At 59.5% G+C, this 23,846-nt stretch carries 14 protein-coding genes and 3 pseudogenes; 7 read left to right on the forward strand and 10 right to left on the reverse strand.

The genetic code is table 11. The features are described from left to right. Positions 1–349 precede the first annotated feature (349 nt). From IVB22_RS39820 to IVB22_RS39830, 3 genes are all read right to left on the reverse strand, one after another. The gene (locus IVB22_RS39820) at positions 350–3,505 is read right to left on the reverse strand and encodes an adenylate/guanylate cyclase domain-containing protein (RefSeq protein ID WP_247522599.1); all 3,156 of its coding nucleotides are present in this window, start codon (positions 3,503–3,505) and stop codon (positions 350–352) included. Positions 3,506–3,736: 231 nt separating this feature from the next. Beyond that, positions 3,737–5,101 (reverse strand): FAD-binding protein, encoded by a 1,365-nt coding sequence (locus IVB22_RS39825; RefSeq protein WP_247522600.1) that lies wholly within the window; start codon positions 5,099–5,101, stop codon positions 3,737–3,739. Between the two features lie 184 nt (positions 5,102–5,285). Further along, a complete protein-coding gene (locus IVB22_RS39830) occupies positions 5,286–5,492 on the reverse strand; it encodes a hypothetical protein (protein ID WP_247522601.1) in 207 nt (68 codons plus the stop codon). A 671-nt stretch (positions 5,493–6,163) separates the two neighbouring features. Between IVB22_RS39830 and IVB22_RS39835 the strand changes: the two genes are divergently transcribed. From IVB22_RS39835 to IVB22_RS39845, 3 genes and pseudogenes are all read left to right on the forward strand, one after another. Beyond that, a complete protein-coding gene (locus IVB22_RS39835; protein ID WP_247522602.1) occupies positions 6,164–7,867 on the forward strand; it encodes a peroxidase family protein in 1,704 nt (567 codons plus the stop codon). A gap of 9 nt (positions 7,868–7,876) precedes the next feature. Further along, on the forward strand, positions 7,877–8,773 hold the full coding sequence (locus IVB22_RS39840) for a hypothetical protein (RefSeq protein ID WP_247522603.1): 897 nt from the start codon (positions 7,877–7,879) through the stop codon (positions 8,771–8,773). 52 nt (positions 8,774–8,825) lie between these two features. Next, positions 8,826–9,024, forward strand: a pseudogene (locus IVB22_RS39845) (VOC family protein); the annotation flags it as partial. Positions 9,025–9,131: 107 nt separating this feature from the next. Here the strand turns inward: IVB22_RS39845 and IVB22_RS39850 are convergent. The 3 genes from IVB22_RS39850 to IVB22_RS39860 form a co-directional block, all read right to left on the reverse strand. Further along, a complete protein-coding gene (locus tag IVB22_RS39850; RefSeq protein WP_247522604.1) occupies positions 9,132–9,485 on the reverse strand; it encodes a hypothetical protein in 354 nt (117 codons plus the stop codon). 592 nt (positions 9,486–10,077) lie between these two features. Then, positions 10,078–10,353, reverse strand: a complete 276-nt coding sequence (locus IVB22_RS39855; RefSeq protein ID WP_247522605.1) for a hypothetical protein — start codon at positions 10,351–10,353, stop codon at positions 10,078–10,080. A 316-nt stretch (positions 10,354–10,669) separates the two neighbouring features. Further along, a complete protein-coding gene (locus IVB22_RS39860) occupies positions 10,670–11,620 on the reverse strand; it encodes a LysR substrate-binding domain-containing protein (protein ID WP_247522606.1) in 951 nt (316 codons plus the stop codon). Positions 11,621–11,758: 138 nt separating this feature from the next. On the opposite strand from IVB22_RS39860, the gene IVB22_RS39865 reads away from it, so the two are divergent. Together IVB22_RS39865 and IVB22_RS39870 are read left to right on the forward strand one after the other, a co-directional pair. Then, on the forward strand, positions 11,759–12,856 hold the full coding sequence (locus IVB22_RS39865) for a mandelate racemase/muconate lactonizing enzyme family protein (protein ID WP_247522607.1): 1,098 nt from the start codon (positions 11,759–11,761) through the stop codon (positions 12,854–12,856). Positions 12,857–12,863: 7 nt separating this feature from the next. Further along, on the forward strand, positions 12,864–13,889 hold the full coding sequence (locus tag IVB22_RS39870; protein ID WP_247522608.1) for a tripartite tricarboxylate transporter substrate binding protein: 1,026 nt from the start codon (positions 12,864–12,866) through the stop codon (positions 13,887–13,889). Between the two features lie 89 nt (positions 13,890–13,978). Here IVB22_RS39870 and IVB22_RS39875 read toward each other — a convergent pair whose 3' ends face one another. The 3 genes and pseudogenes from IVB22_RS39875 to IVB22_RS39885 all read right to left on the reverse strand — a co-directional run. Continuing rightward, on the reverse strand, positions 13,979–16,105 hold the full coding sequence (locus IVB22_RS39875) for an adenylate/guanylate cyclase domain-containing protein (protein ID WP_247522609.1): 2,127 nt from the start codon (positions 16,103–16,105) through the stop codon (positions 13,979–13,981). A gap of 28 nt (positions 16,106–16,133) precedes the next feature. Continuing rightward, positions 16,134–17,074: pseudogene (locus IVB22_RS39880) on the reverse strand (HlyD family secretion protein). Further along, a pseudogene (locus IVB22_RS39885) lies at positions 17,071–17,248 on the reverse strand (DUF3302 domain-containing protein); the annotation flags it as partial. The pseudogenes IVB22_RS39885 and IVB22_RS39880, both read right to left, overlap by 4 nt. A gap of 218 nt (positions 17,249–17,466) precedes the next feature. Between IVB22_RS39885 and IVB22_RS39890 the strand changes: the two are divergent. Together IVB22_RS39890 and IVB22_RS39895 are read left to right on the forward strand one after the other, a co-directional pair. Beyond that, positions 17,467–18,474, forward strand: coding sequence for a helix-turn-helix domain-containing protein (locus IVB22_RS39890; protein WP_247522610.1), 1,008 nt, complete (start codon positions 17,467–17,469; stop codon positions 18,472–18,474). A gap of 1,219 nt (positions 18,475–19,693) precedes the next feature. After that, the gene (locus tag IVB22_RS39895) at positions 19,694–22,300 is read left to right on the forward strand and encodes a tetratricopeptide repeat protein (RefSeq protein ID WP_247522611.1); all 2,607 of its coding nucleotides are present in this window, start codon (positions 19,694–19,696) and stop codon (positions 22,298–22,300) included. Between the two features lie 190 nt (positions 22,301–22,490). Here the strand turns inward: IVB22_RS39895 and IVB22_RS39900 are convergent, their stop codons facing one another. Beyond that, the gene (locus tag IVB22_RS39900; protein ID WP_247522612.1) at positions 22,491–23,282 is read right to left on the reverse strand and encodes a PEP-CTERM sorting domain-containing protein; all 792 of its coding nucleotides are present in this window, start codon (positions 23,280–23,282) and stop codon (positions 22,491–22,493) included. Positions 23,283–23,846 lie beyond the last annotated feature (564 nt).

Here is a 23,846-nt window from a genome sequence, read left to right on the forward strand (position 1 = left end):
ACCATGCCCATCGAAATAACAGCCTCCGAACTCCCAAAAAGGAGCCGAAACTGACATCTCTACTTTGCTCAGTGCTGACATTTTAGCTTTGCTGCTACATCGGGCATTCACCGATCGGATGTTATGGAACGACCGCTTTGCGCGAGAACGCCACCAAACCCGAACAATTTCCATAGTCCGTGGTTAGGCGACAACCAAAGTGCTCTATTGCCGGTCTTTTTGCGGAAGGTCGCCTGAACGGCCGCACGGGAAGGCCATTTGGATGCTGGCGCGCAGGATGTTTTTGATATCGGCAGGAAACGGGCGAAGGGATATGAGCCGTAGCCCCTCCATCGTCTTCAAAACGCTGTTAGCGTTGAGGTCCTTCTTGGAGGGAGCGCAATAACACTTTGGCATCTGACCGATCGCCGCGGTCCGGCTGATCGGCGAAGAATTGTAATTCGTGTTGCAGCAGAGTGTGTGCACGTTCGCTCTGGCCTTTGGCGGCGAGAAGGCCGGCAAGACTGCCTGCCGCGCGCAAGGCAAATCCTCGTTGGCCGCGCTGGCGGGCGAGCGCGAGCGATTGCTCGAAATACCGTTCAGCGAGTGCCGTATCATGGATTTGCGCGTGCGCGGCAAGCCTTCCTTCGATACGAAGGCACTCGACCTCGTACCAGTAGTTACCACCCCTCCCGAAAACGTTGCGCGCCTGCTCAAGACAACGTCTAGCTTCCGCCAGCTTATCGGTGCGGACATATGCCTCAGCGAGCCAGCAAAGGTAGGTGGGCAGCCAGTAGACAAGGTGCGCCGTCTGCAAGAAATCGCGCTGCTTCTCCAACGTGTCGATGCCCTGCGCCAAGCGGCCGGATTCGACCTCTGACCAGCCGAGAAATGACCGCGCCACCGAGATCCACAGCGGTAGCTCCCGTTCGATCGCGCCCGCAAGCACCCGCTCTGCGAGAGCCTGGACCGTTTCTACGTCCCGCTCCAGTGTGTACAGCATGCAGACGTGAGCATAGGCGTACCCGAGGGTATGAGCGTGCGACAATCGGTCTGCATATTCGAGCGCGTCTCGCCCGTGTGCGACCGCTTCGGTAACCCGGCCCAGTAGCCAGCAGGAGACGCACAGGTTGGATAGGCTCGTGATCTGCACGTCGGTCCCGTATATGACCGCCGTTCCACGGTCGGCGGTTGCATCGTAGAGTTTGGCTGCCCGCTCGAGATGATCGCGCGCCTTTTCAGTCTCCCCGTCAAGCAGCGACGTGCCGAGCAATCGGTGGCCGACCATGCGATCGGCCCTTGTTCCTTTCAGCTCGGCGAGCGTCAGAAAGTCTCGCGCCAGCGCGCCGGCCTCCCGCACATCGCTTGCAACTCGTAGGTACGACCACCGCGCGTACAGCGCTGGAAAGATGCGCGGATCGTTGTCCAAAGCGCGGCAGAGCTCGATGGCGCGGCTGCTTACATCCGCGACCGCGTCGGCGCCAAACCCCCGTAGCGCGATCGTCGGTCCGATCAGCGCAATCTGGGCGTTCAGCTCCAGATTGTCCCGTTCAAGTCCAGCAGGGAGCTTCCTGATCTCCTCACGCGCCGTGTTAAGTTGTGCGATGGCCTCCAGATTTGCTGAGCGCTCGGCTGCTTGCTTTGCCGCTTTGAGCCACATCTGCGCCGCTCGCGAGGTGCGGCCGGCCTCCGACAAGTGCTGTGCGAGGTAGTCTGGTTCCCTGTTGGCGATCTCCGGCAGCTGGAATTCGATCTCCTCGGCGACGCGGGCGTGGAGCTCTCGTCTCTGCCGCTTGAGGAGCGAATAGTACGCTACGTCCCGTACCAGAGCATGCTTGAAGGAGTAGACCTTTTCGTTGTCATCGCGCTCGAGCCCTATCAGTCCGGACGCGCGCAGCCGCTCGAGCGCGGGTTCAAGGGTGTTGTGGTGCTCGCTCGCAACAGCCGCCAGAAGTCGATGCGAAAAACTGCGCCCGATCACCGACGCGAACTGAGCGATCGCCTTGGCATCGCCGAGCCGCTCGAGACGGAGCATCAGGGAGTCGTAGAGCGCCGATGGCACTTCGGCGGGCCCACTGGCGTCGACCCTTCGTCCGGCGCCCGGATCGACCTGGCCGGTCTCGAGGGCCGCCGCCGCCAACTCTTCTACGAACAATGGCACGCCGTCCGACCGCGCGACGATCTGCTGGATCAACTGGCTTGGCAGACGCTTGTCGCGGACCACGGAGCCGGCGAGATCGCGGCAGTCGTCGTCGTCAAGGCGCTGAAGAAGGATGCGCTGCATCATCGGCGAACCGCTACGAATGGTAGTCGTCCGGCTGGTGATCACGAGCAGAATAGGCGCGTTGCCGATCTGGCCAGCGATACGCTCGACGATCTCGATCGTCGATGGATCGGTCCAGTGAAAATCCTCGACCAGTATCAGGCCCGCGCCGCCGTGGGCGTGCGACGTCAACAGCTGCACAACCGCGTCGCGCGTCTTGCGACGCCGCTCGCGCGCATCGGGAACTGTCGCGCTCGATGTGCCATGCATAGGCAAGCCAAGCATTTGGCCGATCAGCATATACTGCTCCTCGTCGCCGGCAGGCGTCGTGGCGAGGAATTCGCGCAGGCGCGCCGAATTGGCCTCGGCGCCTTCATCCTTGCGAATACCGATGCGCTGCTCGAGGGTCCTTATGATCGGGTACAGCGGCGTGTTCTGGTGCTGGGCTGAGGCTTGGACCGCTAGAATCAAGTTGTCGGGCAGCCCGGTTTTGTCAGTCAGCTCCAGCGCCAAGCGCGATTTGCCGATCCCGGGCTCCCCTGTGATCTCCACCGTGTGCCCCCGTCCGGTCTTCGCTAACTCCCACGCTTGCAGCAACTGGCCGATTTCGGCGACCCTGTTGACCAGGGGCAAGGCATTGCGACGGCGTGCGCGATGCGCCACGTCATCTTCCAACGCCTCTCCCAGAACGAGGAAGACTTCAATTTGCCGCGACAGTCCTTTGAGCGTGCGCATCCCGAGCGGTCGCAAGGAGAATTTACCGCGTAACAGGCGCTTGGTCTCACCGCTGATCGCCAGTGAATTGGGCTCGCCTATTTCCTGCAACCGGGCTGCGATGTTGGGCGTATCGCCGACGATCTCCGTTGCGTCGTGCACATGGCCCCGCCCCGCCTTGCCGATCACCGCCACGCCCGTGTGCAAACCGATCCGGACGCGAAGCGGTTCTTGGATCGTCGCCGTCGAGCGCTCGCTAAGCTCTTGAATGCCCTGCAATAACAGCAGGCCAGCGTGCACCGCGCTCTCAGCCTCGTTCTCCGACGAGAGGGGATACCCGAACTCGGCGCGAATGCCATCACCGATGTAGTTGACGACGATGCCCCCGGCACTATTGATGCACCGTGAGCTGATCGCCTGGAATTCCAGCAGAATCTCTCTCAAGTCCTCAATGTCGCAGCGCTCAGAGAGACCGGTTGAATCAACTATATCGCAGAACAGAACGGTGACCTGCCGACGTTCAGTTGTTCTATCGTGAAGGTCGTCCATCATTCATCCAGGAATTCTGACGATGTTCAGCGGATCATTTGAGCTTTGCTTCTTCTTCCCTATGAGTTTGAAATCCTTGTCGTCTACTCGGACCCATCCATCGAAGCCAGGTCCCGCGACCCTTCAGGCGGCCAATCGACGGTCACACTAATCTCGATCACTTCAGACTAGGCTTCCAGCTCAGGCGCCACAAGCGCCACTCTTGCCGTCGGGCGGCCTCTGAGCCGGCCCTCACTCGCTCAGCAGGTCCGCAAAGAATGGGTTTAGCATGCGCTGTTGCGGATCCGCTGCTTTAACTTGCACAGAGAATTGCTTCCATCTCGCCCCGTAGGCTGCCTCGACATGCCGCCTCTCGACGAACGGGCTCTGGTTGAGCAAGGGAATGCCGTTCTTCTTGTACGCGAACTCATTGAATTCTTTTAGAAATCTGTCCCAAGCCGGCTTATCCGTGTAAGCATGAATCGGGTCGATCGAGAAGACGTCTCCGTCGTGCGTGTAGGACAGAATCGACTGCGTGTCCTTCCGAATGAAGTATGAGCCAAGAGGCATGTTGCAGCGAAAGTCGTACTTCTTGAAATGCTTTTCACTGAACTCCAGGTATTCGCGCAGCGCATCCAGCCATTGACTGCGCGGGAAGGCCCAGAATGTGAATGCATATTTCGCGGATGACGGAGTCCTGCTGTAGTCGATCGTCTTGTCGGGATTATACAAGGTCGCCCCGCCCACCAGCTTCAGCGTCGACATCAGCAGCTTGCTGCCGGCAAACCAGGCATCAAGGGACGCATTCCTGAGCGGCTTGGTCGGGATGCGGCTGTCAATGAACCGGCCCACACGGGCCTCGGTGTGATTCCACAGCCTGCGCCGACCGGCGGCGAATAGCGACGCGAACGGCCCAACCTGGTCAACATGCTTTCGCGTCTGGAAGTGTGCCCTTCTGCCGACCGTCCAGCAGATCAAGCCTTTCGACGCATCGATGATTCTATCCACTTCCTTCTCGGTCAGATCTTTGATCGGCCGCGGCAGGTAGCTGAACTGGATCGCTTCCAGCGGCTTGATACGAAAGGTGACCTCGTAGACGACCCCACACAGACCGTAACTCGAGCGCATGAAGTGCAGTAGAGCGGGGTTATTCGCATCAGAGGCTTCTGCCAGATCACCGCTGGGCGTCACCCATTTGATCCCTGTGATGTATGAGCCGACCTGCCCGAACTCGCCCCCATCCAAACCGTCCTTCGTATGGCAGCAAGCCGCGGCACCGAGCGTCATGTTCCCGATTTCGATATTGGTCAGGAATTGGAGGTTCTGCGCGCGCAGTGTCCGCGATGCGACGATGAACTGAAGGCCCGCCTCGGCCGTGAACGTCATTTTCTTCGGATCGATCTCAAGGGTCCGATTCATGCCGGACATGTTGATGATAGTTCCGTCCGAGGATGCGCACGGCGTCAAGGAATGATAGCTGCCCATCGCCCGGACCGGACCAGGGTAGCGGCCGACATCTTTCAGGATCGATTGAATCTCGGCAACGTTGCACGGAGACACGAGTTGCGCGGGAAAGGCTGTGATCCCGCCATCGTAATTGCGAACCATGTTTTTCATCTGTCTCTCCCCCACGAGCACCCTTGACGGGCGAAACATGTAGACCAGATCTTTCCAGTTCTACCGACGTTGGGATCGAGCATCGGCTCGGTCATCATAAAGTTGAGGCTGTTGCCGGACAGCTTCACCGCGCAAACACGAAATCAGGCGCGTCGACCAACGCGGGTTGCAATTCCATCGCATACTATCCGAGCATCCATTCGGCCGACAGGGAAAATTGCTGGGTTCGTGCCGATTGCGCGCCAAAGTCGAGGCAGGGCTGCAGGCCGGCGGACCGCCTACTTTGCGGGTCAGGCCCCATATCGGTTTCTGCGATGTCACGGATGTCGGAAATCCAGCGATGCTCGCTGCGGCGCACTTCTTTACGACGACGGTCCATCGCTGAAGCCATCTGAAATCCGGGATATCGGGTCTAAAGATCAGGTATAGGCGGAACGGGGGAGCTCTCCGACTTTCTTCGTCGTCCAACAAATGCTCAGCGAATGTCGCAACCTCGTAGCGTACGCCATACGGCGACTTCGCGAGGAGTTGAGCTTCTATGGCGAAACGTTCCCCTCGGTGCAAAGCCGATTCACGTCGCATCGTGCAATCCCCGCCATAACCATCGGCAGCAATTCCCAGCAAGCGCCTGCACGAAATTGACCTCAGTTTTACTCGTCTGCGATCGGCGCGAATGTGAAGCAGCTCACGTTTGTCGTAAGATTTTGTGCAGCCGGGGTCGCAGACGCTGTAAACCTCACGAGTTTGGCGGCATGATTGTGAGGATAGCAACCGGCCGAGCGCTATTGCCGCTGCACCCACGCGATCGTGTAAGGGCTTGCTTCAATCGCCCTGATGGCGCTCGCGCTCGATACTGCGTGTCGGTTTGGCACAGAGACGTTTTAGTGATAATGGATAGCAGTTACTTGCAGCCGAAATCAATTTCAGACGATTACCTTTGGTGAAAAAATGTCACGCCAAAACGATGGCTTTGATTTCCATCATGGCCTGCTGCAGCGGTTGCTGGATGTTGCTTATCGGGCCATCAACTTCTTTGTAAGGTGGGATCGACTGCCGATTCCCTTGATCGGGGCCGCCAATCTAGGGGTGTTCCGCGACAGGCTGCGGGCGCACAACCTTCACCATACCGGTTACGGCATTAACACATCAGGTGACTGGAGCGCGGGCAAGGAGCGTTGGCGTACGGCCGATGGCTCGTTCAACAGCCTCGGTCATCCGCGGATGGGCATGGCGGGATCCCGGTTCGGCCGTAACTTCCCGCTGCCCGAGTGCGTGCCCGACAGCGGAGACGAGCTGCTCGATCCTAGCCCGCGGGAGATATCCCGAGAATTGCTGGCACGCCGCACTTTTATTCCCGCGGAAAGACTCAATCTTTTGGCCGCCGCGTGGATCCAGTTCGAAACACACAATTGGTTCAGCCATGGGGTGCCCGAGCCGGGTAATGAGTTCAAAATTCCGCTGCAGCCGGGCGACAATTGGCCCGATAGCGAACGAGTCGACGGCTGCATGCAGATCCGCCGCACCCTCGCGGATAAGACGCCGCGCGAAACATGGCTCGGCGCGACCCCGACATTCCAGAACATCAACTCCCACTGGTGGGACGCCGGACAGATCTACGGCAGCAGCCAGTCAAGGCAGGCGGAGATCCGTTCCGGTACGGACGGGAAGATCGCGATCGGTCGCGACGGCATGCTTCCGCCAGACCCGAAACATCGCGGCGTCGATCTCACCGGCTTCAACGACAATTGGTGGGTTGGGCTCAGCCTCCTGCACAATCTTTTCGCGCGTGAGCACAATGTACTCTGCGACGCCTTAAAGGCGCGCTATCCGGCCTGGCGCGACGAGGAGCTGTTCCAGCGAGCGCGCCTGATCAACGCGGCCTTGATTGCCAAGATACACACGATCGAATGGACACCGGGCATCCTCGCGCATCCGGCGCTGGAGTTCGCCATGCGTGCCAATTGGTCGGGTGTGCCCTCCCATGTGATGCGTGCGGTGCTCGGCAAGGACAGCGAGGCCGCCTACGGCATCATCGGCTCGCCGACGGACCAGCACAGCGCGCCCTACGCCCTGACCGAGGAGTTCACCTCCGTCTATCGCCTCCACCCGCTCATCCCGGACGAGATGAACGTGCGGCGGCTCGACACCGGAGAGCAGGTGCTCTGCGAGTTGGTCAACATGCAGGGTAGGTTTACGCGTCGTTTCATGGAGGACCACGGCTTCACAAACCTGCTCTACTCCTTCGGCACCAATCACCCGGGTGCTATTCAACTCTATAATTATCCCAATTTCCTGCGCCGGTTCGAAAAGGATGGCCAGCCGCTGCTTGACATGGCCGCGATCGACATCATGCGCGACCGCGAACGCGGTGTTCCGCGCTACAATCGCTTCCGGGAGTTGGTCGGCAAGCAACGCGTCAGGACGTTCGAAGAAATCACCAGCATACCCGATGCGGCCGACAAGATGCGCAAAATCTACGGGAACGTCGACCGTGTCGACCTCCTTGTTGGACTGCTGGCGGAAGATCTGCCGAAGGGCTTCGGCTTCAGCGACACCGCCTTCCGCATCTTCGTCCTGATGGCAACGCGGCGGCTCAAGAGCGATCGCTTCTTTACCGACGACTATCGGCCCGAAATCTACACCGACTTCGGCCTGGATTGGATCAATAACAACGGCATGAAATCTGTGCTGTTGCGGCATGTGCCGCAACTCGGCCCGGCGCTCGAAGGCGTCAAAAACTGCTTTATGCCCTGGAACGTGCTTTGAGGTTTTGCTGTGACCTTCACCATCACCATTCCGGGCATCATCCGTCTCGTCGCTGTCACGACGCCGGACGAGGTGCTCGCCGTCAACGATGCAAGCATGGTCCAGCGCTCATTATCCGGCCGTGGCGGTCTGGTGAACCGCTTGGTCGCCGCCAGGTTCGCGGTTTTCCGCTCGCCGGACGGAGACATCTGGCCGGCGTTCCGCGATCGGCCCGATCTGTTGCGCGGGGAGCGCCAGACTGCGCTCGAAGCCAGGCTCTCCAACGTCGAGCCGTTGCTGCGACGGATCGCGCCTGAGATCGCCGAGCTTGGCGACTACGTTCGCGACGGGGTAGCGCATCGCAGCACGGGCGTCATCGTCCAACAAGCGGTGGGCCGCCTGTTCTTTGCCGATTACGCCGCAAGCGAGAAATCCTACGACGCCGCGCGAATACTGCAGAGCTGGTTGTCGGCCTGGCCGCTGCACGCGTTCTGGATCAGGCGCAGCGGCGCGCTGCAGGCCTCGCTTGACCGGATCATGGACTTGTCGCGCGGCGATATGGCTTGCGCGCACGCCACCGCGCTTGCGGTGGACAACATCGTGAGGTCGATCAAGTTGATGCGCCGGCTGGCGCGCCACGGCGACAATCTGGCGAAGATTGGACCGCAGGATGCGTTAGCGCGCACCTTGCGCGCACCATCGCACGTGGTCCGCGAGGTGCGCGATGAAGGCAGCGCCGGTCCCGTCCGGCTCCGCGCACGGTCGCTGGTGCTGCTGGCGGTGGAAAGCGCCCGTCGGCAAAGTGCCGATCCGAGCTTCGCCTTCTTTGCCGGCGCCTGGAATCGGTGTCCCGCGCACGGCATTGTTCCCGCTTTGCTCGCCGAGGTCTGGCAGGCAGCGAGGACCGACACGCGAGGCTGCACATGAACGACGCGATCTTCAAATCAAACCAGGCAATCTCGACGTGAAGAACCGCATTTTAGGCTCCGTCCACCGTGCACCCGGTGACTATCCATCCGGCAAGGCGGGTGATGTGCTGACGGTCGAATTCACGATTGCCGGCGTCCGTCCCTTGTTTCGGCCTCAACGGCGGCTCCGCGTTCAAACGTAACGAAGCCTTCTCGTTTCGGATCGCCACCGACGATCAGGATGAGACCGATTGCTATTGGCACGCCATCGCCTGACAGCCACCCGCGTTCGTACGGACTTCGAATCCGTCAGACGATGCGGCAGGCCATCAATCCACTCAGACAACGCTCTCGGTTGCCGGATCGAGCAGCCGCCCTCACCGCAGTCTGTCTTTCAAATGCAGGAAAAGCTTGCAGCAGCCAAATGCGCTTATCAGCGCCGGGGGAAACATGATCGTGGCAAGCAGCAAAGACGACATGCTGGCAGGGCCGGCCCATCTTTCAAACAACCAACCCAACGCAAGATCGATGGAAACAACCAGCAAAGCGAGAGCAAGCAGCGGCAAAAAGAGTCCCGTAAACATTGAAACCAAGCTCGGTGCAGCTTTCGACCAATCGATGCCGTCGAACTCAAGGCCATGCCGCATGCCTTCAGGGATGGCAGCCAAATCGGATTTCTCGCCTGGCCCGATATCTTCAGAACCCGTGATTCGCGGGGCTGCACCATTCATTTTAATAGCCATGATAATTGAACAACGTGATTGTCTTTAAAACCAATAATCGGCGCCCTGACCGCGCCAGTATCGCGGCATTCTGCAATGCTATAGCAGCGATTTGATACCGTTTATAGGCAGGAACAAACTTAATTTGGGTTCCACAGGAATCCGTCTGTGGAGACAATAGCCGCGGCCTTTAATAAAAATCCGCGGGCGTCCTCACTCGCGCTGAACCCGATGGATCTAGTTACTCGGCACGCGATAATGATTTAAGCCGCTTGTATTAATCTCAATATCGAAAACCGTCCTCGAGCGATCGCTTGATATTACGCGCGCTCACCCTTCAGGGAATTAAGGCAAAGCGAAATTCCGAGGTCGCGTCCCACGTGCCTAGGCGATGATGAACAATTTCAAATCTGGTGCGTTGTGCACGACCAGTCAGCGATCTGCAGTCGGTCGAGAGCGCAACGATGGTCGTTCGAATCCTGTTCGTTTCATGGGCCGTTTTCCTGCTGGCATCGCAACTAATTTGCGGCTGCGCCACATTCCTGCATTGGCTTTCGGCAGGCTAACGGCCCCACGCAGCGATGATGTCCGGCCGACGAGATCAGTACCAGGGCCACCAGCTGTAACGATACCGCGGATTACCGTAGTTGCCAGGTCCGGCGTACGGTCCATAGAAATTCTTGTCGCCATAAACCCACCTGGCGACGGGCCGTCGCACATTCGGTCGATAGCAGTTTCCCGCCTCGTCGCAGATGACCTTCGCAGCCGTGATCAGCGAATCCGAGGCAGGCTGACTATGGCTGAGAAGCGGCGCTGCATCGGCATTGGTAGCAATCAAAAGGCCGGCCGCCAGCACGGACGCACAGATCGGTCGCATGTTTCTTTCTCTCCTCGCGAATTTAATAGCTGCTTCGAAAATGCAGAGACTCGAAAATACAAGACTGACGGCTGACTGCAGGCAATCACCTCCACCTCCCCGGGTTGCGGCCGGCTTATGTTTTGGCCCCGCGTCCCCTGCACATGTTCGGGAATGGCGTACCCAGCCATAGACGGCCTACCTGATCGAGCCTACCCCGCCTAACCGGATGCTGACTAGGGCCTTCCACGCGTATTTTTCCACGATTATCTGGGGTTTGCGCTTCCTTGGCGAACTCAGGCTCCACAAACTGGCCTCGGCGGCACCGGCGGCAATCCTATGAATTCTTCGCGCTGGCGGCTTGGAATATCGCAACGCCATCGGCGGTATCGGCGCAGCTATTTTGGATCTCGATGACGTCACTTAGGGTATCAATAAATTCGCGGGTCAATCGCGACGGCAGCAGATGGCGCGGCCGGACGAGCCGCCCCGTTACCTTCACCGGCGGATAGAACGGCCGCGTTACCAGATCGGTTGCTGGCGCCCCCATCGCTCCCAGCCCGTCAAGCAACGCCAGACCTGCACCGGCCCGCACCAGTGCGCAGGCAACCGTAGACTGCGACACCTCAATTGCAATCTTCAACGGCACGTCCGCATCCGCAAAAACGCGTACGGCGTGGATTCCCAAAGGAAGCTGCCTGCTCAGACATATCAGCGTTTCATGCTCGATATCAGCGGGCGCGATATGAAGCTTCGATGCCAATGGATGCGTACGCGGCATGACGCATCCGAAATCGGTGGCCCAAAGATCGGTCACAGACACACCGGGCGCCGCGATGGAATCGATGACGAACCCCAGATCTGCCTGGTGATTGGCGACGTGCGTGGCGACTTGCAGCGCACTCATCGACTGGAGCGTGATAACGACATCAGGCCGCGACCTGCAGAATTTTGCTATCGCGCTTGGGAGCAGCGCATTTGCGAAGGCGGAGATCGCCGCGATATTGAGTCCGCCCGCGCGCCCTGCTCCCAGGTCGGCGGCGCGCTTCTGGACGACGTCAAAGGCTGCGAACGCCCTGACTGTCTCGGAAAACAACGATCGGGCTTCCGGCGTTGGCAATAATCGCTTTTTCCGTCGCAAGAATAGCGAGAATCCGAGCCGTCGTTCCGCCTGCTGGAGGGTTCGGCTGACGGCCGGTTGGGAAATATGAAGCGCCTCGGCCGCCGCGGTAACGGTGCCCAACTCCATAACGCGTCGGAACACCTCCAACTCCCGAATGCTCAACATCATAACCTCAAAACATGATTGATACAGCTTTCGGTATTTTGAACACATGCATCTTGAGACGACAATGGCTGCGGGCGGCCAAAACAGGCCGTGTTCGCTGGCCCTGGTCGTCAGGCCGAATCGTCGAAGGTCTCATCCATGAGCGCACCAAGGATTGCGGCAATCAGGGCGTTCGCGCTGCGAATTCCGTTTGACCATTGGGGCCCCTCTCCGGCGTTCGCAGGCCAGCCACGCACCACGCTCGATACCGTCCTGGTGCGGGTCACAACCGATCGTGGCACGGTGGGTTGGGGCGAAGCCTATGGCGGCTTCTGGTCGGCGGTCGTTCCAGCGATCGACCAATGGGTTGCGCCACTGGCGATTGGCCAGAAAGTCGACGATGTCGAGCTGCCGGCGCGGATTGAGCGAACCCTGCACAATCTCGGTCGCGCGGGCGCCACCATTCACGCCATCAGCGGTCTCGACATCGCTCTATGGGACATCCGAGGCAAACTTGCCGGGGTACCGGTTTCGACTTTGCTTGGCGGCCGCAGGCGCGATCGCATCGCGGTTTATGCATCCCTGCTGCAGTACAACGGCGACCTGGAACGGGTTCGACGTATTGTCGAGCGCGCACTCGGCGACGGCTTTCAGCAGATCAAATTGCACGAGCGCACGTCCGATGCGGTCGCAGCGGCCCGCGACGTGGCGGGCCCGAGCGTGCCGTTGATGGTCGATACCAATTGCGCGTGGTTGCCCGCGGATGCAGTCAATGCCGTTACCGAAATGGCGCCATCGAATCTTCTGTGGATCGAAGAACCGATCTGGCCGCCGGAGGATTTCGCATCGCTTGCCGCGCTGAGGCGGGCGTCTGGCGTTGCAACCGCAATCGGAGAGAACGCCAGCAATGCTCTCGATTTCAAAAAAATGCTCGCGGATGATTGTGTCGACTATGTTCAGCCCAGCGTGATCAAGATCGGCGGCCTCACGCCGCTTTGGCGAATCTGCACCGAGTCGGAGGCGGCTGGAGCAACCTGCGTCCCCCACTCGCCATTCTTCGGCCCGGGCTATCTCGCGACCATCCATGTGCTGGCGGCCAAGGACCGAACGAGCGCCCTGGAACGATTTTATTGCGATCTTGCCTTCGATCCCTGCGGCAGCTTCGCGCCGATTGCGGCAGGTTTCATGGATATTCCCGACGGGCCGGGTCTCGGCGGCGATCCGGATATGGATCTCATAGAACGATATAGCGCCTAAAAACGCGATGACGCGCCTGACGACTGATGAGAAACCGGACTCGAAAATCATGATCCATATAAATCGACGTTCTCTTCTGGCGGGATTGACATCCGTCGCGGCCACATCGCTGGCGGGACCACATGCGCAGGCGCAACAATATCCGCAGCGTCCCGTCCGTGTCATTGTCCCTTACGCCGCTGGAGGCGCATCGGACATCGTCGCACGCCTCGTAGCCGGGGCCATGGGCGAGAAGCTTGGACAATCGCTCTTTATCGACAACCGGGGCGGCGGTGCGAGCATGATCGGCACCCAGGCAATCGCGACTGCCGCGCCCGATGGCTACACGATCGGCGTCGTCGACAGCGCGTTCACCATCAACCCCAGCCTGTTCGGGACCAAACTGCCGTATGACACGAAAAAGAATTTCACGCCGGTATCACTGCTGGCCCGCACCTCCTTGCTGCTGGTTGTTTCGGAATCTCTTCCAGTCAGCAACGTAAAAGAATTGATCGCGCTCGCGAAGTCGAAGCCGGGTGCGCTGAGCATGGCAACAGCCGGGCTCGGCACGGCTGTCCATCTCGGCTGTGAACAATTCCGCCAGGAAACCGGCATCGACGTTGTCTCGGTGCCATATCGCGGCGGAGGGCCATCCATTATTGATCTGCTCGGCGGGAAGGTCGATTTTACTTTCAGCACGATCCCCACCGTTCTCGCGCATGTTCGCGACGGCAAGTTGCGGGCGCTGGGAAGCACGACAGCACGGATCGCACAACTGCCTGACGTGCCCAGCATGGCGGAGGCCGGTCTGCCAAAGGTCGATGCGGCGCCGGACTTTGGAATCGTTGCGCCTGCCAATCTGCCGGAAGCTATCCTCAATGAACTCAGCGCGGTCGCACAGGCCGCGCTAAAATCCGACGATTTGCGCCGGCGCCTCGATGAGATCGGCTACGAACCGATCGGCTCCACACCGCAGCAGTACATTGCCCATATCGATACTTCGATCGAGAAATGGCGCGACGTCGTCACGACCGGCAACATCAAACCTGAATGAAGCTGCACAGCGCCCGCTATGCGCCACAACTTTCCAACGCCTCCGCGGGTGGCCCCGGTTCGACCGGTCCGCAGCGCGCCATCAGCATTTCATTCGTTCCCGGAATCAAGGCGGCTTACCTCCAAATTTTGGGCGCGATACCTCCTCGACGTTGCGGCGTCATCGCAAATCGTTCGGTGATAGCGAGCGACGCTGTCCAAGGGATATCTGGCGAGGAACAGGTCCAATTCGGCTTCGGCGACAACCGGCGGATCATTGCGAAGCGCCATATACACCGCTTCCCATTCGCTACAGAATTTCCGCTCGTCGACTTCGGCCAAGACGCTCTCACTTCGCAGTTCATATATATCGAACGTCTCGGCGAAGCCCTTGGGGGTGATCCGGTCGACACTGCGAAAGCAAAATCGTGAGCCCACGCGCTCCCTCAGGGCGGAGCTGACGAGGATCGAGGTTCCGTAGTTCTTGTTGAGCCCTTCGAGGCGCGCCGCGAGATTAACAGTCGCGCCGAGCGCGGTGTAATTCATGCGGTCTTCTGACCCGATATTGCCAACGACGGCCTCGCCGGTGTGCAGGCCAATCCGCGTATTATACGCCGGCCATCCTTCCCGCTCGAACTCGGCATTGAGGCGATCATTGGCACGTCGAAGCGCGAGCGCGGCAGCACAGGCATTAGCCGCGTGATCCGGGTCGTCTGCTGGCGCGTTCCAGATCGCCATGATGGCGTCGCCGATGAATTTGTCGACGGTGCCGGCATACGCCACGATCTCGTGCGACATCGCGGCAAAGTATCGCGATGTATACTTCATGACCTGTGCCGGGTCGGCCTTCTCGGTGATCTCCGTGAAATTCACCACGTCGGAAAACAGCAATGTGACTTCCCTGCGCGTTCCACCGAGTTGCAACGGAGTCCCGGTTTCAATCAACTTCTCCACCAGCCGGCGCGGCACGAAGTGCGAGAATGTCTCAGTGACGGTCCGCATGGTCGACACCGACCGGCCGAGTTCATCTATCTCACGAATGATCGAACGCACCGGCGGCGCTGAGGAAGGTTCGAACCTCTGAATTCGATCGGTCTCTGCGGCGAGGGCGCGCAGGGACCGGGACAGCAGCGAGCCGATCAGAAACACGATCGGGACCATCAACGCGACGAAACCCAGCGTGGCGGCAAACAGCCGTCCACGCTCGGAGAGGATAGCGGCAAAGAATTCATCGACCGGCGCCACCACCGCCACGCGCAAGTTGGCGGGACCTGACCTGGGGATGGTCTGGAACGCCGCGGCATACAGCCGGCCGTCCGGATCTTTAAAGAACTGCTCGGCGATTCCATTCTCGCGCCACGCGCGGATCGCCTTCAGAACACCCGCCATATCGGTCTCACGCAGGCGAGGAATCGTGCCGGAAACTTCCCTTCCGAGCATTTCCGACATCCGGGGATGGGCCAGAATGCGATCGTCATCGTCAAACAGGAAAGCGACGCCGGAGGCGGTTAGGTTCTCTTTCTTCATCACCTCCTGTGTCACGTCCAGCAACAGATCGCCCGCGCTCACGCCGCCCCTGCCCTGTTTCAGCGCGGACTGAACGGTGTAGCCCTGCTTACCGGTTGCGAAGAAAATATAGGGCCCGGTCAACCAACTGCCATCGCGGCGAGCGCCATCCTTGTACCAGGGGCGCTCGCGTGGATCGTAGTCGAGCGGGCCCGGTAGCTCCCTGATCGTTTCGAGCTGGTCGGATAGAAACAGTCTTCTCGATTTGACCTGGCTCGGGTCAGACCGCGAAATCAGAACCATTCGGAACGCCGCCTGTTCGGGCGCCTCCAGCCTCGCGCGCGTTTCCCGCCCCGCACCATCGATGGCGTCCATTTCGATAAAGGAACCGTCATCGTAACCGACATAGAGGTTGAAGAGCTGGTTGTTGTTCTTCAGCATGGCGGCCAGCAGCGCGACCAGCCGCGGATTGTCGTCGATATCCGCGGATTGGACCGGCGGCAGCGCATTCAATATTTCGAGATTGTCCCGGACCAACTTCAATTGCGAGCCGATCCGGTCAGACGATAGTTCGGCGACTTTCCCGATGAACTGACTGGCGGCCGTTTCCGTGACCGCGGCGATCCGCTGAAAACTGAGATAGACCAGCGTCAGACCGATAACGAGCACGATCGCGACAAACAGCGCGATAATGGAGGTCTTGAACCCTAGCTGTACGCCTCCTTGTTTCATCTTCGGCTCACGATCGATCGCGCCCCGCTCAAAACGGATTAACGAAATTGATGATCGCCACTTGCCGCAGCAGCACCTTGCGGATCACATGCGTCGCCTTGACGTGCCCGGTGAAAATTGCGGCTTCGCCGGTGGCGCCGGCCGGCAATGCGCGCGCGAACTCGGCATCATCCAGCTTGATCCGCACGACGAACGGAAGCGACTGAACGGCTTTCGGTGCAACGGCCAGCCCGGACGTCTGGACCTGTCCGGTGGCCACCGCCTGAGGATGCTTTCGACCTTCGCCGCGTAGACCCTGCCGGGCATCACCTTGAACGTGACTTCGGCGTCCTGCCCAGGCCGCACATACCGCGCGTCGTTCTGCGCAATTTCGACGCCGATCAGCGTATCCGACGTGTCGATGAACGCCATGACGGGCGCGAGCGGCAGGTTCGCGACGCGCGCGCCTTTACGCAAGGCCACGTTGGTCGCATAGCCGTCGGCAGGTGCGCGCACGACCGTCTTGTCCAAATTCCACTGCGCGCCTTCGAGTTGCGCCGTGAGTTGGTCGACCTCGGACTGCCTCTGCTCGACGTCGAATTTGCGGCCCGAGTCGCGTTCGAAGAGCTGCGTCATCTGCGACAGCCGCGTGTCGGACAGCTTCAATTGCGCCTTGATGGCCTTGACCTGGGCATCGAAAGGCGTCGGATCAATCCGAAACAGCACCGCGCCCGCCTTCAGCGGCTTGTTGGCCTCGACAGGAACGTCGATGACTTCGCCCGCGACGTCAGGCACGATCGCAACCGAATTCCGCACCACCAGCGCAGGCCCTTGCGGCGCGCCCCACCCCATCGGAATGAACAGCAGCAAATTGAGCAGCAGCAGGACGATGAAGGGCGAGGCCTTCCAGACCAGGTTGAAGGTGACGATGCCGAAGCGCACCAACAGGAACAACAGCACGAGGTACACCGCCATGATCGCGACCATCATGACCGTGGCTCCCTGCCTTGCGAGGCGGGTACATCGACATAGGCCCAGATCAGTGCGACGACCGGCCACAGCGCAAAGCCGCAGATCAGCGTGGACCCAGCCGGCGACCGTTACCGCCTGCGCCTGCGGGTGGCCTCGCGTTGTCGCAATGTGCCCCGGCAGCCAGCCGGCGATTGTCGTTGCACTCACTCCCAGCATGAAATCATCACATCGAAGCGCGCAGACTCCCCTATCGCGTGCCCCCGACTCGATTGGAGTTTCACGCGCGATCTGTTGACGATTCCGGGATGCTAGGACAACTCGACATTGTTGTGATGTGCAGTTTGTGCCAATCTGGGGGGCGCGAAACCGGTCAAAACATAGCTTAATTCTAACAACACGGAGGCTGCGTGATGCCTCGGCCGATCTCGGTGAACAGCTCCAGCCTGGACAGCTTCGAAGGCCTTCATCAGGCGATTCATGGATCCCATGTCGAGGTGATGCAACTGGGCGCCGGAAAGTTTTGTGGCTTATTGAGCCATGTCAGCATCGGAGATCTCTCGCTCAGCATCGGCTCATTTTCCGTCGGCGTTCGCACCCAGCGCGTGCCGACCGACGACAAGCTCGTTGTCGGAATGCTGCTCTACTCGGAAGACCGCGTCACCCACTGGTCTTTTGATATGCGCCCGGCGGATGTTCTGGTGATGCCTCCCAGTACCGAGCATGACGGAATTTTTCGTGGCGCTGCTGCGTATGCTGCGATCCGCCTCGATCTCTGCGAGGTCACGTCTCTGTTCAAGGGCGAACCGAGATTGAGTGATCCCGCCGCATGGCTCGACAAAAGCCGCTATCGGGCGGACCCTTTAGTCAGCGTTGCAGCAACACGCCGGCTGCCTCTGATCGTTTCCCGTCTGGCACAGCACCAGGGTGCCTTATCTGACGATGCCGCCGATTTCTGGAAACGGTCCATCGTGGACGCCGTAACTGGAACGATCTTGCATTCGTTACCCCGGGACTCCAGAGGACCTCTGCCCTCGGCGACGCAGTTGGTGGGAAAAGTCGACGATTACCTCGATGCGGCCGGCCTCAGACCGGTCCACATTTCCGAGATCTGCGCACACCTCAACGTCACCCGACGAACGCTGCACCGTGCATTCTTCGACGTTCTGGGGCTGGGACCGATAACGTTCCTGCGCCAAAAGCGGCTTTGCGCCATTCACTCCGTTCTAAAGGACAACGACCCTGCAACGACCACAGTCGCGCAGGTCGCGATCCAGCACGGCTTCATCGAGCTCGGACGTTTCTCTCATTACTACCATTCGCTATTCGGGGAATATCCATCGGAAACACTTTGCGGCTACGGCGCGCGGGTCGATCCGCAGTCGAGATCACGCATCATGGCCGGCGCGCGCTCATACTGATGTCGCCTGACCACTGCACACGCCGGCAGGTCTCGCCGAAAAACTCGGTCCAGCCGCGTCCATCTCCTTTTTCTGGGGCAGATCGGTCACGAAGATCGAGGCTCCGAGCCCCCTATTCAAGACAGCAAACCAGTCGCCGGCCATTTCCGCTACACCGGAAGCCGAATGCCCGCCTGAACTGACGTATCGCGCAGCGACTGAAGCGTTCCTCGCGGAGAACCGCATCGCCCACATTTCAGAATCGAACATGGATCCGGTTGGACCTCGACCGGCAACGCAACCGTCGGGCTGCCGCATTGTTCGCAAACCAGCTTGAATGTTTGGCCACCCATCAGGGCGACGCTCGTTTCAACACCCATGTCGTATTTATCCATTCGGACTGCAGCAATCTGCCATGATTGCACGGTTAAAAAATGCACAGCTATTAAAAACCCGATCAATTCAAGAGCCGGCCCGTGCGCCGCCCACGGCGCAACAAATCCAGATTCCTGTTGGATCCTGCAATGGCTGAGCGCATTTAACCCTAACAGGGGCCGGCGATGGCATATCAGCTTGTCGAGCTATCCGCGCGACTATCGTGCCGCTGAAGCCAGGGCGCGATGAGCCTCTGTCGCCCGACGGCGCCGCGATGTCGGACGAGATCCCGAGGCGGTATGACGTGCTGTAACTTCACTCCAGCGGCGTCACCGCCATCGACGTCAGGAATGCGTTCAAGACCGTGGTCGCCGGCAAGCAGGAGTGTTCTACCGCGCCGACTTTCACTGGACGGCATTTGCCGCGGGGTCCCACAGCGGCTGTCGAACAAGATCGACAGGCCGGTCTCGATCAGTGGAATCCTTGAGATAGGCCCTTGGGCCATCTTACTAAAGTACCTTAAACCACCGGAATTCTCTGCGATCCACCCATTCGTGGTCTGGCAATTAATGAGGCCTGGCTGGGCTGACAATGTTGGTATGGGGCCCCAAAGCCTTATCGGTCCCGCCGACTGGAACTGTGCTGGGAGGCACCCTGCGCAACTAAAAAATGGTTAACCCGCGCAGCGTGGCGGTTTGCTCGGACATCGCGCAGCAAAAACATCACATCCCCCAAAAAAGTGAGAAAAATGAATGACATCAAGGCCTGCCGCGACATTAAAGAACCAAATCTCAGTTCCGCTGAATCGCCGCCTCGGTTACAAATCAGCGTTAAAATTTAACGGGATTGGCGTAGCGCTGGTTGCATGGGCAGTTGGGGCGGAAAATACCTGAACCAGACGGCATTTCGGGCGGCGCTGGGGGCGCTTTTGCTCGCCGTGGTTCTGTGCGCCGGTGCCAGTGCCCAGGTCGCTGATAACGGTTCTCCGCTGGAGGGGGACGCCTACACGGCGGCGGAAACCGCTTACAAGGCGTTCGGCCAAGGCGACTACAAGGCCTCTGTGGCGAGCGCCGCCGAAGCGGTGGCGCTCCGTCCTGGTCTCCTCCGCCTGCACCTTCTCCTGATCGATTCGCTAGTCGCCGCGGGCGACCTCACCCAGGCCGAGCAGGCAACAAAGACCGCAGCGGCTGCGTTTGCTGGCAACCAGGATCTCGAAGGGCGGCAAGCCAATATTCGGCAGCGCCTCGCCCAGCGGCCGGCCGGCGAAGGCTACAAGGCGCTTGAGAAGGGCGATGCCAAGGCGGCCGTCCGGGCGGCGCGCAGCGCGGTCGAATATGCTCCGGACTCGATGTCCTACCGCCTGTTGTTGCTGAGCGCCCAGCTCGCGGACAATGATCTGCCCGGTGCCTTGACGACTGCCACTGAAGCCACTGCGCTCGATCGGACAGACCATGTCCCCCTGGTGTGGCGCGGCTATATCAACCAGCGACTGGGAAAGCGCGCCGAAGCCGTTTCCGCCTTTAACGCTGCTCTCGCGATGCCCGGCCTGACCGAGGCTCAGCAAAAGAATATCCGCCTGATCGCCGCGGATGCAGCTCTTGCATCGGGGGACTTCAACGCCGCGATAGACTTGTTAGGCAACTATTCGCGAACCGATCCCAAGGTCATCACCCGACTGACCGACGCCGAAGGCGCACGCCAACGCGTGGGGGTGCTACAGAGCCACGGCAATAATACGCCGGCGCCGATACAGAACTGTTTAGCCAATGCCAGTGGTGTTCGCTGCGAACTCGAGGCACCTCTGGTTTCGAGTATTCTGACACCCGTTGCATCTGCTGAAGAGAAAGCTGCAGCAGAAATCTATGAAGCGAAAGAACGCGCTTATCGGGCCGAACGGGACAAGAACTACAAATTAGCCGTCGCCGAGGCGCGCAAAGCCGTGGAGCTTGAACCCGATGCCGTTGCGAGCCGGCTTCTGCTTGTCAACATCCTGATGTCTGCCGGCCACCCCGCGGAGGCCGAGACAGAGGCGACCAAGGCGATCAATGCGGGGCATGCGAATGCCGAAATCTACGCGCAACGCGGATATGCGAGGAGCAAGCTCAAGAATTTTCATGGTGCGATGTCGGACTGGGAAACCGCCCTGAAGCATGGCCTTCCTTCCGGTCAAGCCCGCAACATCAGACTTTCGCTCGCCGATGCCGCCTTGACTTCCAACGAGCCTCTGCGGGCGTTGCGCGCGTTGCAGAAGTTGGCCGTCAGCTATGACACGGCGATCCGCAAGGCCTATGCGCTGCAGGCGCTTGGGCGAAAGGAAGAATCGCTTCCTGAGTTCAGGACAGCGGAACGGCTCGCAACGACCACTGTTCAGAGGGACGGCGCACTGCGCGCGCAGATCAACACGCTGGTCGAGTTGGAGCGCAAGCCGGAAGCCCGCGTTTTGTTCGATCAGGCGATCGCCCAGGGTAGATTGGGTTCCATCCGGGATGCCGACGTTGGCTACCTCGCCGTCGCCGTTGGCAATGATGAGATTGCGCTGGCTCGCTTCGATCGCGCGCATGCCCACCGACGATTGCCGGCTCGGGCCACGATCGATGCGGGATATACCGCTATGCGTCGCTTCGAAAATCCAAAGGCCATCGCCTATCTGATGGAAGGAATCGACGCCAAGGCAGGCGGACGGATCGATATTGACGATCAAAAGCTGTTCGAAACGCGCCGGACGGTTTCAGACCTGGCCCGCGTATGGGGTATCAACACTTCGGTTACGTACGGCAAAGTTGGTTCGGCGCCCAATCCGTTCCTGACGATAACGGCACCCAGCAGTTACACGTCGCAACTGGGAACCGAGTTCTATTATCGCCCTGAAGGATTCGGATACAGAAATGGCGCGATATTAGAGCTGTTCGGTCGCCTTTTCGAAACCCTCTATGACCAGTCCGGCGGGCCAACGGGCGGACGCACGACACAGGGCATGGTAGGCGCCCGCTGGAAGCCGTTCTCGAACGCCAATCTGGTTTTTGAAGTCGACAAGCTCATTGCGCTTGGCGATGCGGCACGTGATGACACGCTGCTGCGCGCGCTCTACTCCTACACGGTCGGTACAGATCTGCGTGTTTTAGATGCGAGCTGGCCGACCTGGTACGTCTACGCGGAAGTGGATCGCTTCCTCGAGAAGCGACAGCTAGTGGCGATCATGGAAGGCCGCTTCGGACGAAGCTTCCGGCTCGATCCCATCAGCAGCAAACTGGTATTCTTCCCGCACGCCGTGCTGGCTGCAAACTACGACGATTCATTCGCAAACCGTTCCGCCTACTCGGCCGGCGCAGGTGGTTCGTTGCGCTATTGGTTTGGCGAGACAAAATACATGGCGCCCCCCTCGTACTGGGAGCTGACGCTGCAGTATCGATGGCGCCTCGCGGGCGACCAGAGGGCCCAAGGCATCTTCGCGCAGACGTCGATAAACTATTGAACGGGTGCACATCTGCACTCGCTTGATTGCCACCGCTTCGACCAATCAAAATAGTGGTGGCCGAGCGTCTCATTCCTTAGTGGAAGTGAACGCTCGGATCAGACCAAACAATTCAGCCAGCTCTGCTATTCAAAACAAAAGCCACCTTTCGGTGGCCTTCGCCGTTTTCGGTTGTTGCGGAGAGGTCAGATCATGCCACGGCTGGCACGCGTCTGGCGTTGCGCCGGTACATGCCAAAACCCAGCCCCGCAAAACCAAGAAGCATCATGATCCAGGTGGACGGCTCCGGCACGGCAGCAGTGAATTCCACCTCGCTGAGCATTATCCATGCCTGCTTGTTTACGTTGAAAGAGTTGGCGTTGAACAACTCATCACCAGGATACAAGCTGTGGTAATAGAGCGAGTCCGCCAAAAGACCGCCGCGTAAAAGCTGGAACTGAAAATCAGTGTCTTGATCATAACTGATTGGTGTATCGAAGGTGAACGTCGCTTTCTCGACGACTGACGAAAGAGCTGAGAAGGTGGGTGTCAGTGCCTGCGTGACACCATCAATGCTGAAGTTAATCTGGCCGGGCAGGCCAACGAGACCGCCTTGAAGACTGTTCACCGCTTGCAACGGGTTGGCGAAATAGAGCGTGATCTGGCTGATCTGGGATCCGGGCTTCAGAAAAAAATTCAGGACGGGGTCGGTGTATTTCCAGCCGACATATTGCTGAGGTCCGAGCGTATAATCGGTCGCTGGAGCGATGCCATTGGTGAGGATGCCAGTCCCTCCCTTTAAGGGCGCCGCCTCCGTAGTCGAGTTCACGGCTGGCGTCGTTCCTACGTACGCCCCGTCCAAGTAGTTGTAAGTGCCCAGCGAGACCGTTCCGTTGCCATTGTTCATCTCGTAGCTGGTGACGGTGACCGGCACCGCCGAAGCAGCCGTAGAGCCCAGAAAGGCAGTAGACAGAGCAATGAGCAAACCAGACCGCAGCGACATATTAAATTCCTCAAGAGGTGAACAATTAAATCGAACACCATCGTTTATTGTTACCAAACTATTACCATGGGCCTTGCCTGATGCAAGACGCATCTTTCGCCGCCGCGTTTATCGTTAACAGCGTGAACGCGCAGGTTGTTGCAAAGAGCCCCTGAAGTAGGCTTCAGTTAGATTAACCCTTCTTTTGTCTGAACGCGGCTCGGTCGCTGGATGGAAGTCCTGCCCCTTTGGTATGCGATTGCGCGCTGGCGATCTGCGTGATCCGATTCGGCAATCCGGACCTTCCAAATTAGTTAATCCTCATTTAAATCGGCTTTCGGGAGCCTTTCGCCGGAGTTAAACCCATCGCACGATCGGATTAGTTCTGCCGCCGACCGCCTGGGACGGTGCCCTGCCGCGAGACTACCGGGCTGCTTTGCCGACAGGGCCAGGATTGGGCACTCGCGCGAACTCGTTGGTCACGCCATCCGGAGCCGGTCCGAGAAAAACGAAAAAGCCGCGGTCTGTGACCACGATGTCGCCCCTCTGCAGTAGGCTATCGTTCATGGCCATATCCGAAGCGAT

This window comes from Bradyrhizobium sp. 190 (assembly GCF_023073415.1).
Classification (GTDB): Bacteria; Pseudomonadota; Alphaproteobacteria; order Rhizobiales; family Xanthobacteraceae; genus Bradyrhizobium.

Excerpts from the sequence above, each read along its gene's own strand:
- IVB22_RS39860 (WP_247522606.1), bottom strand. The coding sequence starts at position 11,620 with ATGTTGAGCATTCGGGAGTTGGAGGTGTTCCGACGCGTTATGGAGTTG.
- IVB22_RS39900 (WP_247522612.1), bottom strand. The coding sequence starts at position 23,282 with ATGTCGCTGCGGTCTGGTTTGCTCATTGCTCTGTCTACTGCCTTTCTG.
- IVB22_RS39850 (WP_247522604.1), bottom strand. The coding sequence starts at position 9,485 with ATGAATGGTGCAGCCCCGCGAATCACGGGTTCTGAAGATATCGGGCCA.
- IVB22_RS39830 (WP_247522601.1), bottom strand. The coding sequence starts at position 5,492 with ATGGCTTCAGCGATGGACCGTCGTCGTAAAGAAGTGCGCCGCAGCGAG.
- IVB22_RS39875 (WP_247522609.1), bottom strand. The coding sequence starts at position 16,105 with ATGAAACAAGGAGGCGTACAGCTAGGGTTCAAGACCTCCATTATCGCG.
- IVB22_RS39870 (WP_247522608.1), top strand. The coding sequence starts at position 12,864 with ATGACGCGCCTGACGACTGATGAGAAACCGGACTCGAAAATCATGATC.
- IVB22_RS39895 (WP_247522611.1), top strand. The coding sequence starts at position 19,694 with ATGGGCAGTTGGGGCGGAAAATACCTGAACCAGACGGCATTTCGGGCG.
- IVB22_RS39890 (WP_247522610.1), top strand. The coding sequence starts at position 17,467 with ATGCCTCGGCCGATCTCGGTGAACAGCTCCAGCCTGGACAGCTTCGAA.
- IVB22_RS39820 (WP_247522599.1), bottom strand. The coding sequence starts at position 3,505 with ATGGACGACCTTCACGATAGAACAACTGAACGTCGGCAGGTCACCGTT.
- IVB22_RS39865 (WP_247522607.1), top strand. The coding sequence starts at position 11,759 with ATGAGCGCACCAAGGATTGCGGCAATCAGGGCGTTCGCGCTGCGAATT.
- IVB22_RS39825 (WP_247522600.1), bottom strand. The coding sequence starts at position 5,101 with ATGAAAAACATGGTTCGCAATTACGATGGCGGGATCACAGCCTTTCCC.
- IVB22_RS39855 (WP_247522605.1), bottom strand. The coding sequence starts at position 10,353 with ATGCGACCGATCTGTGCGTCCGTGCTGGCGGCCGGCCTTTTGATTGCT.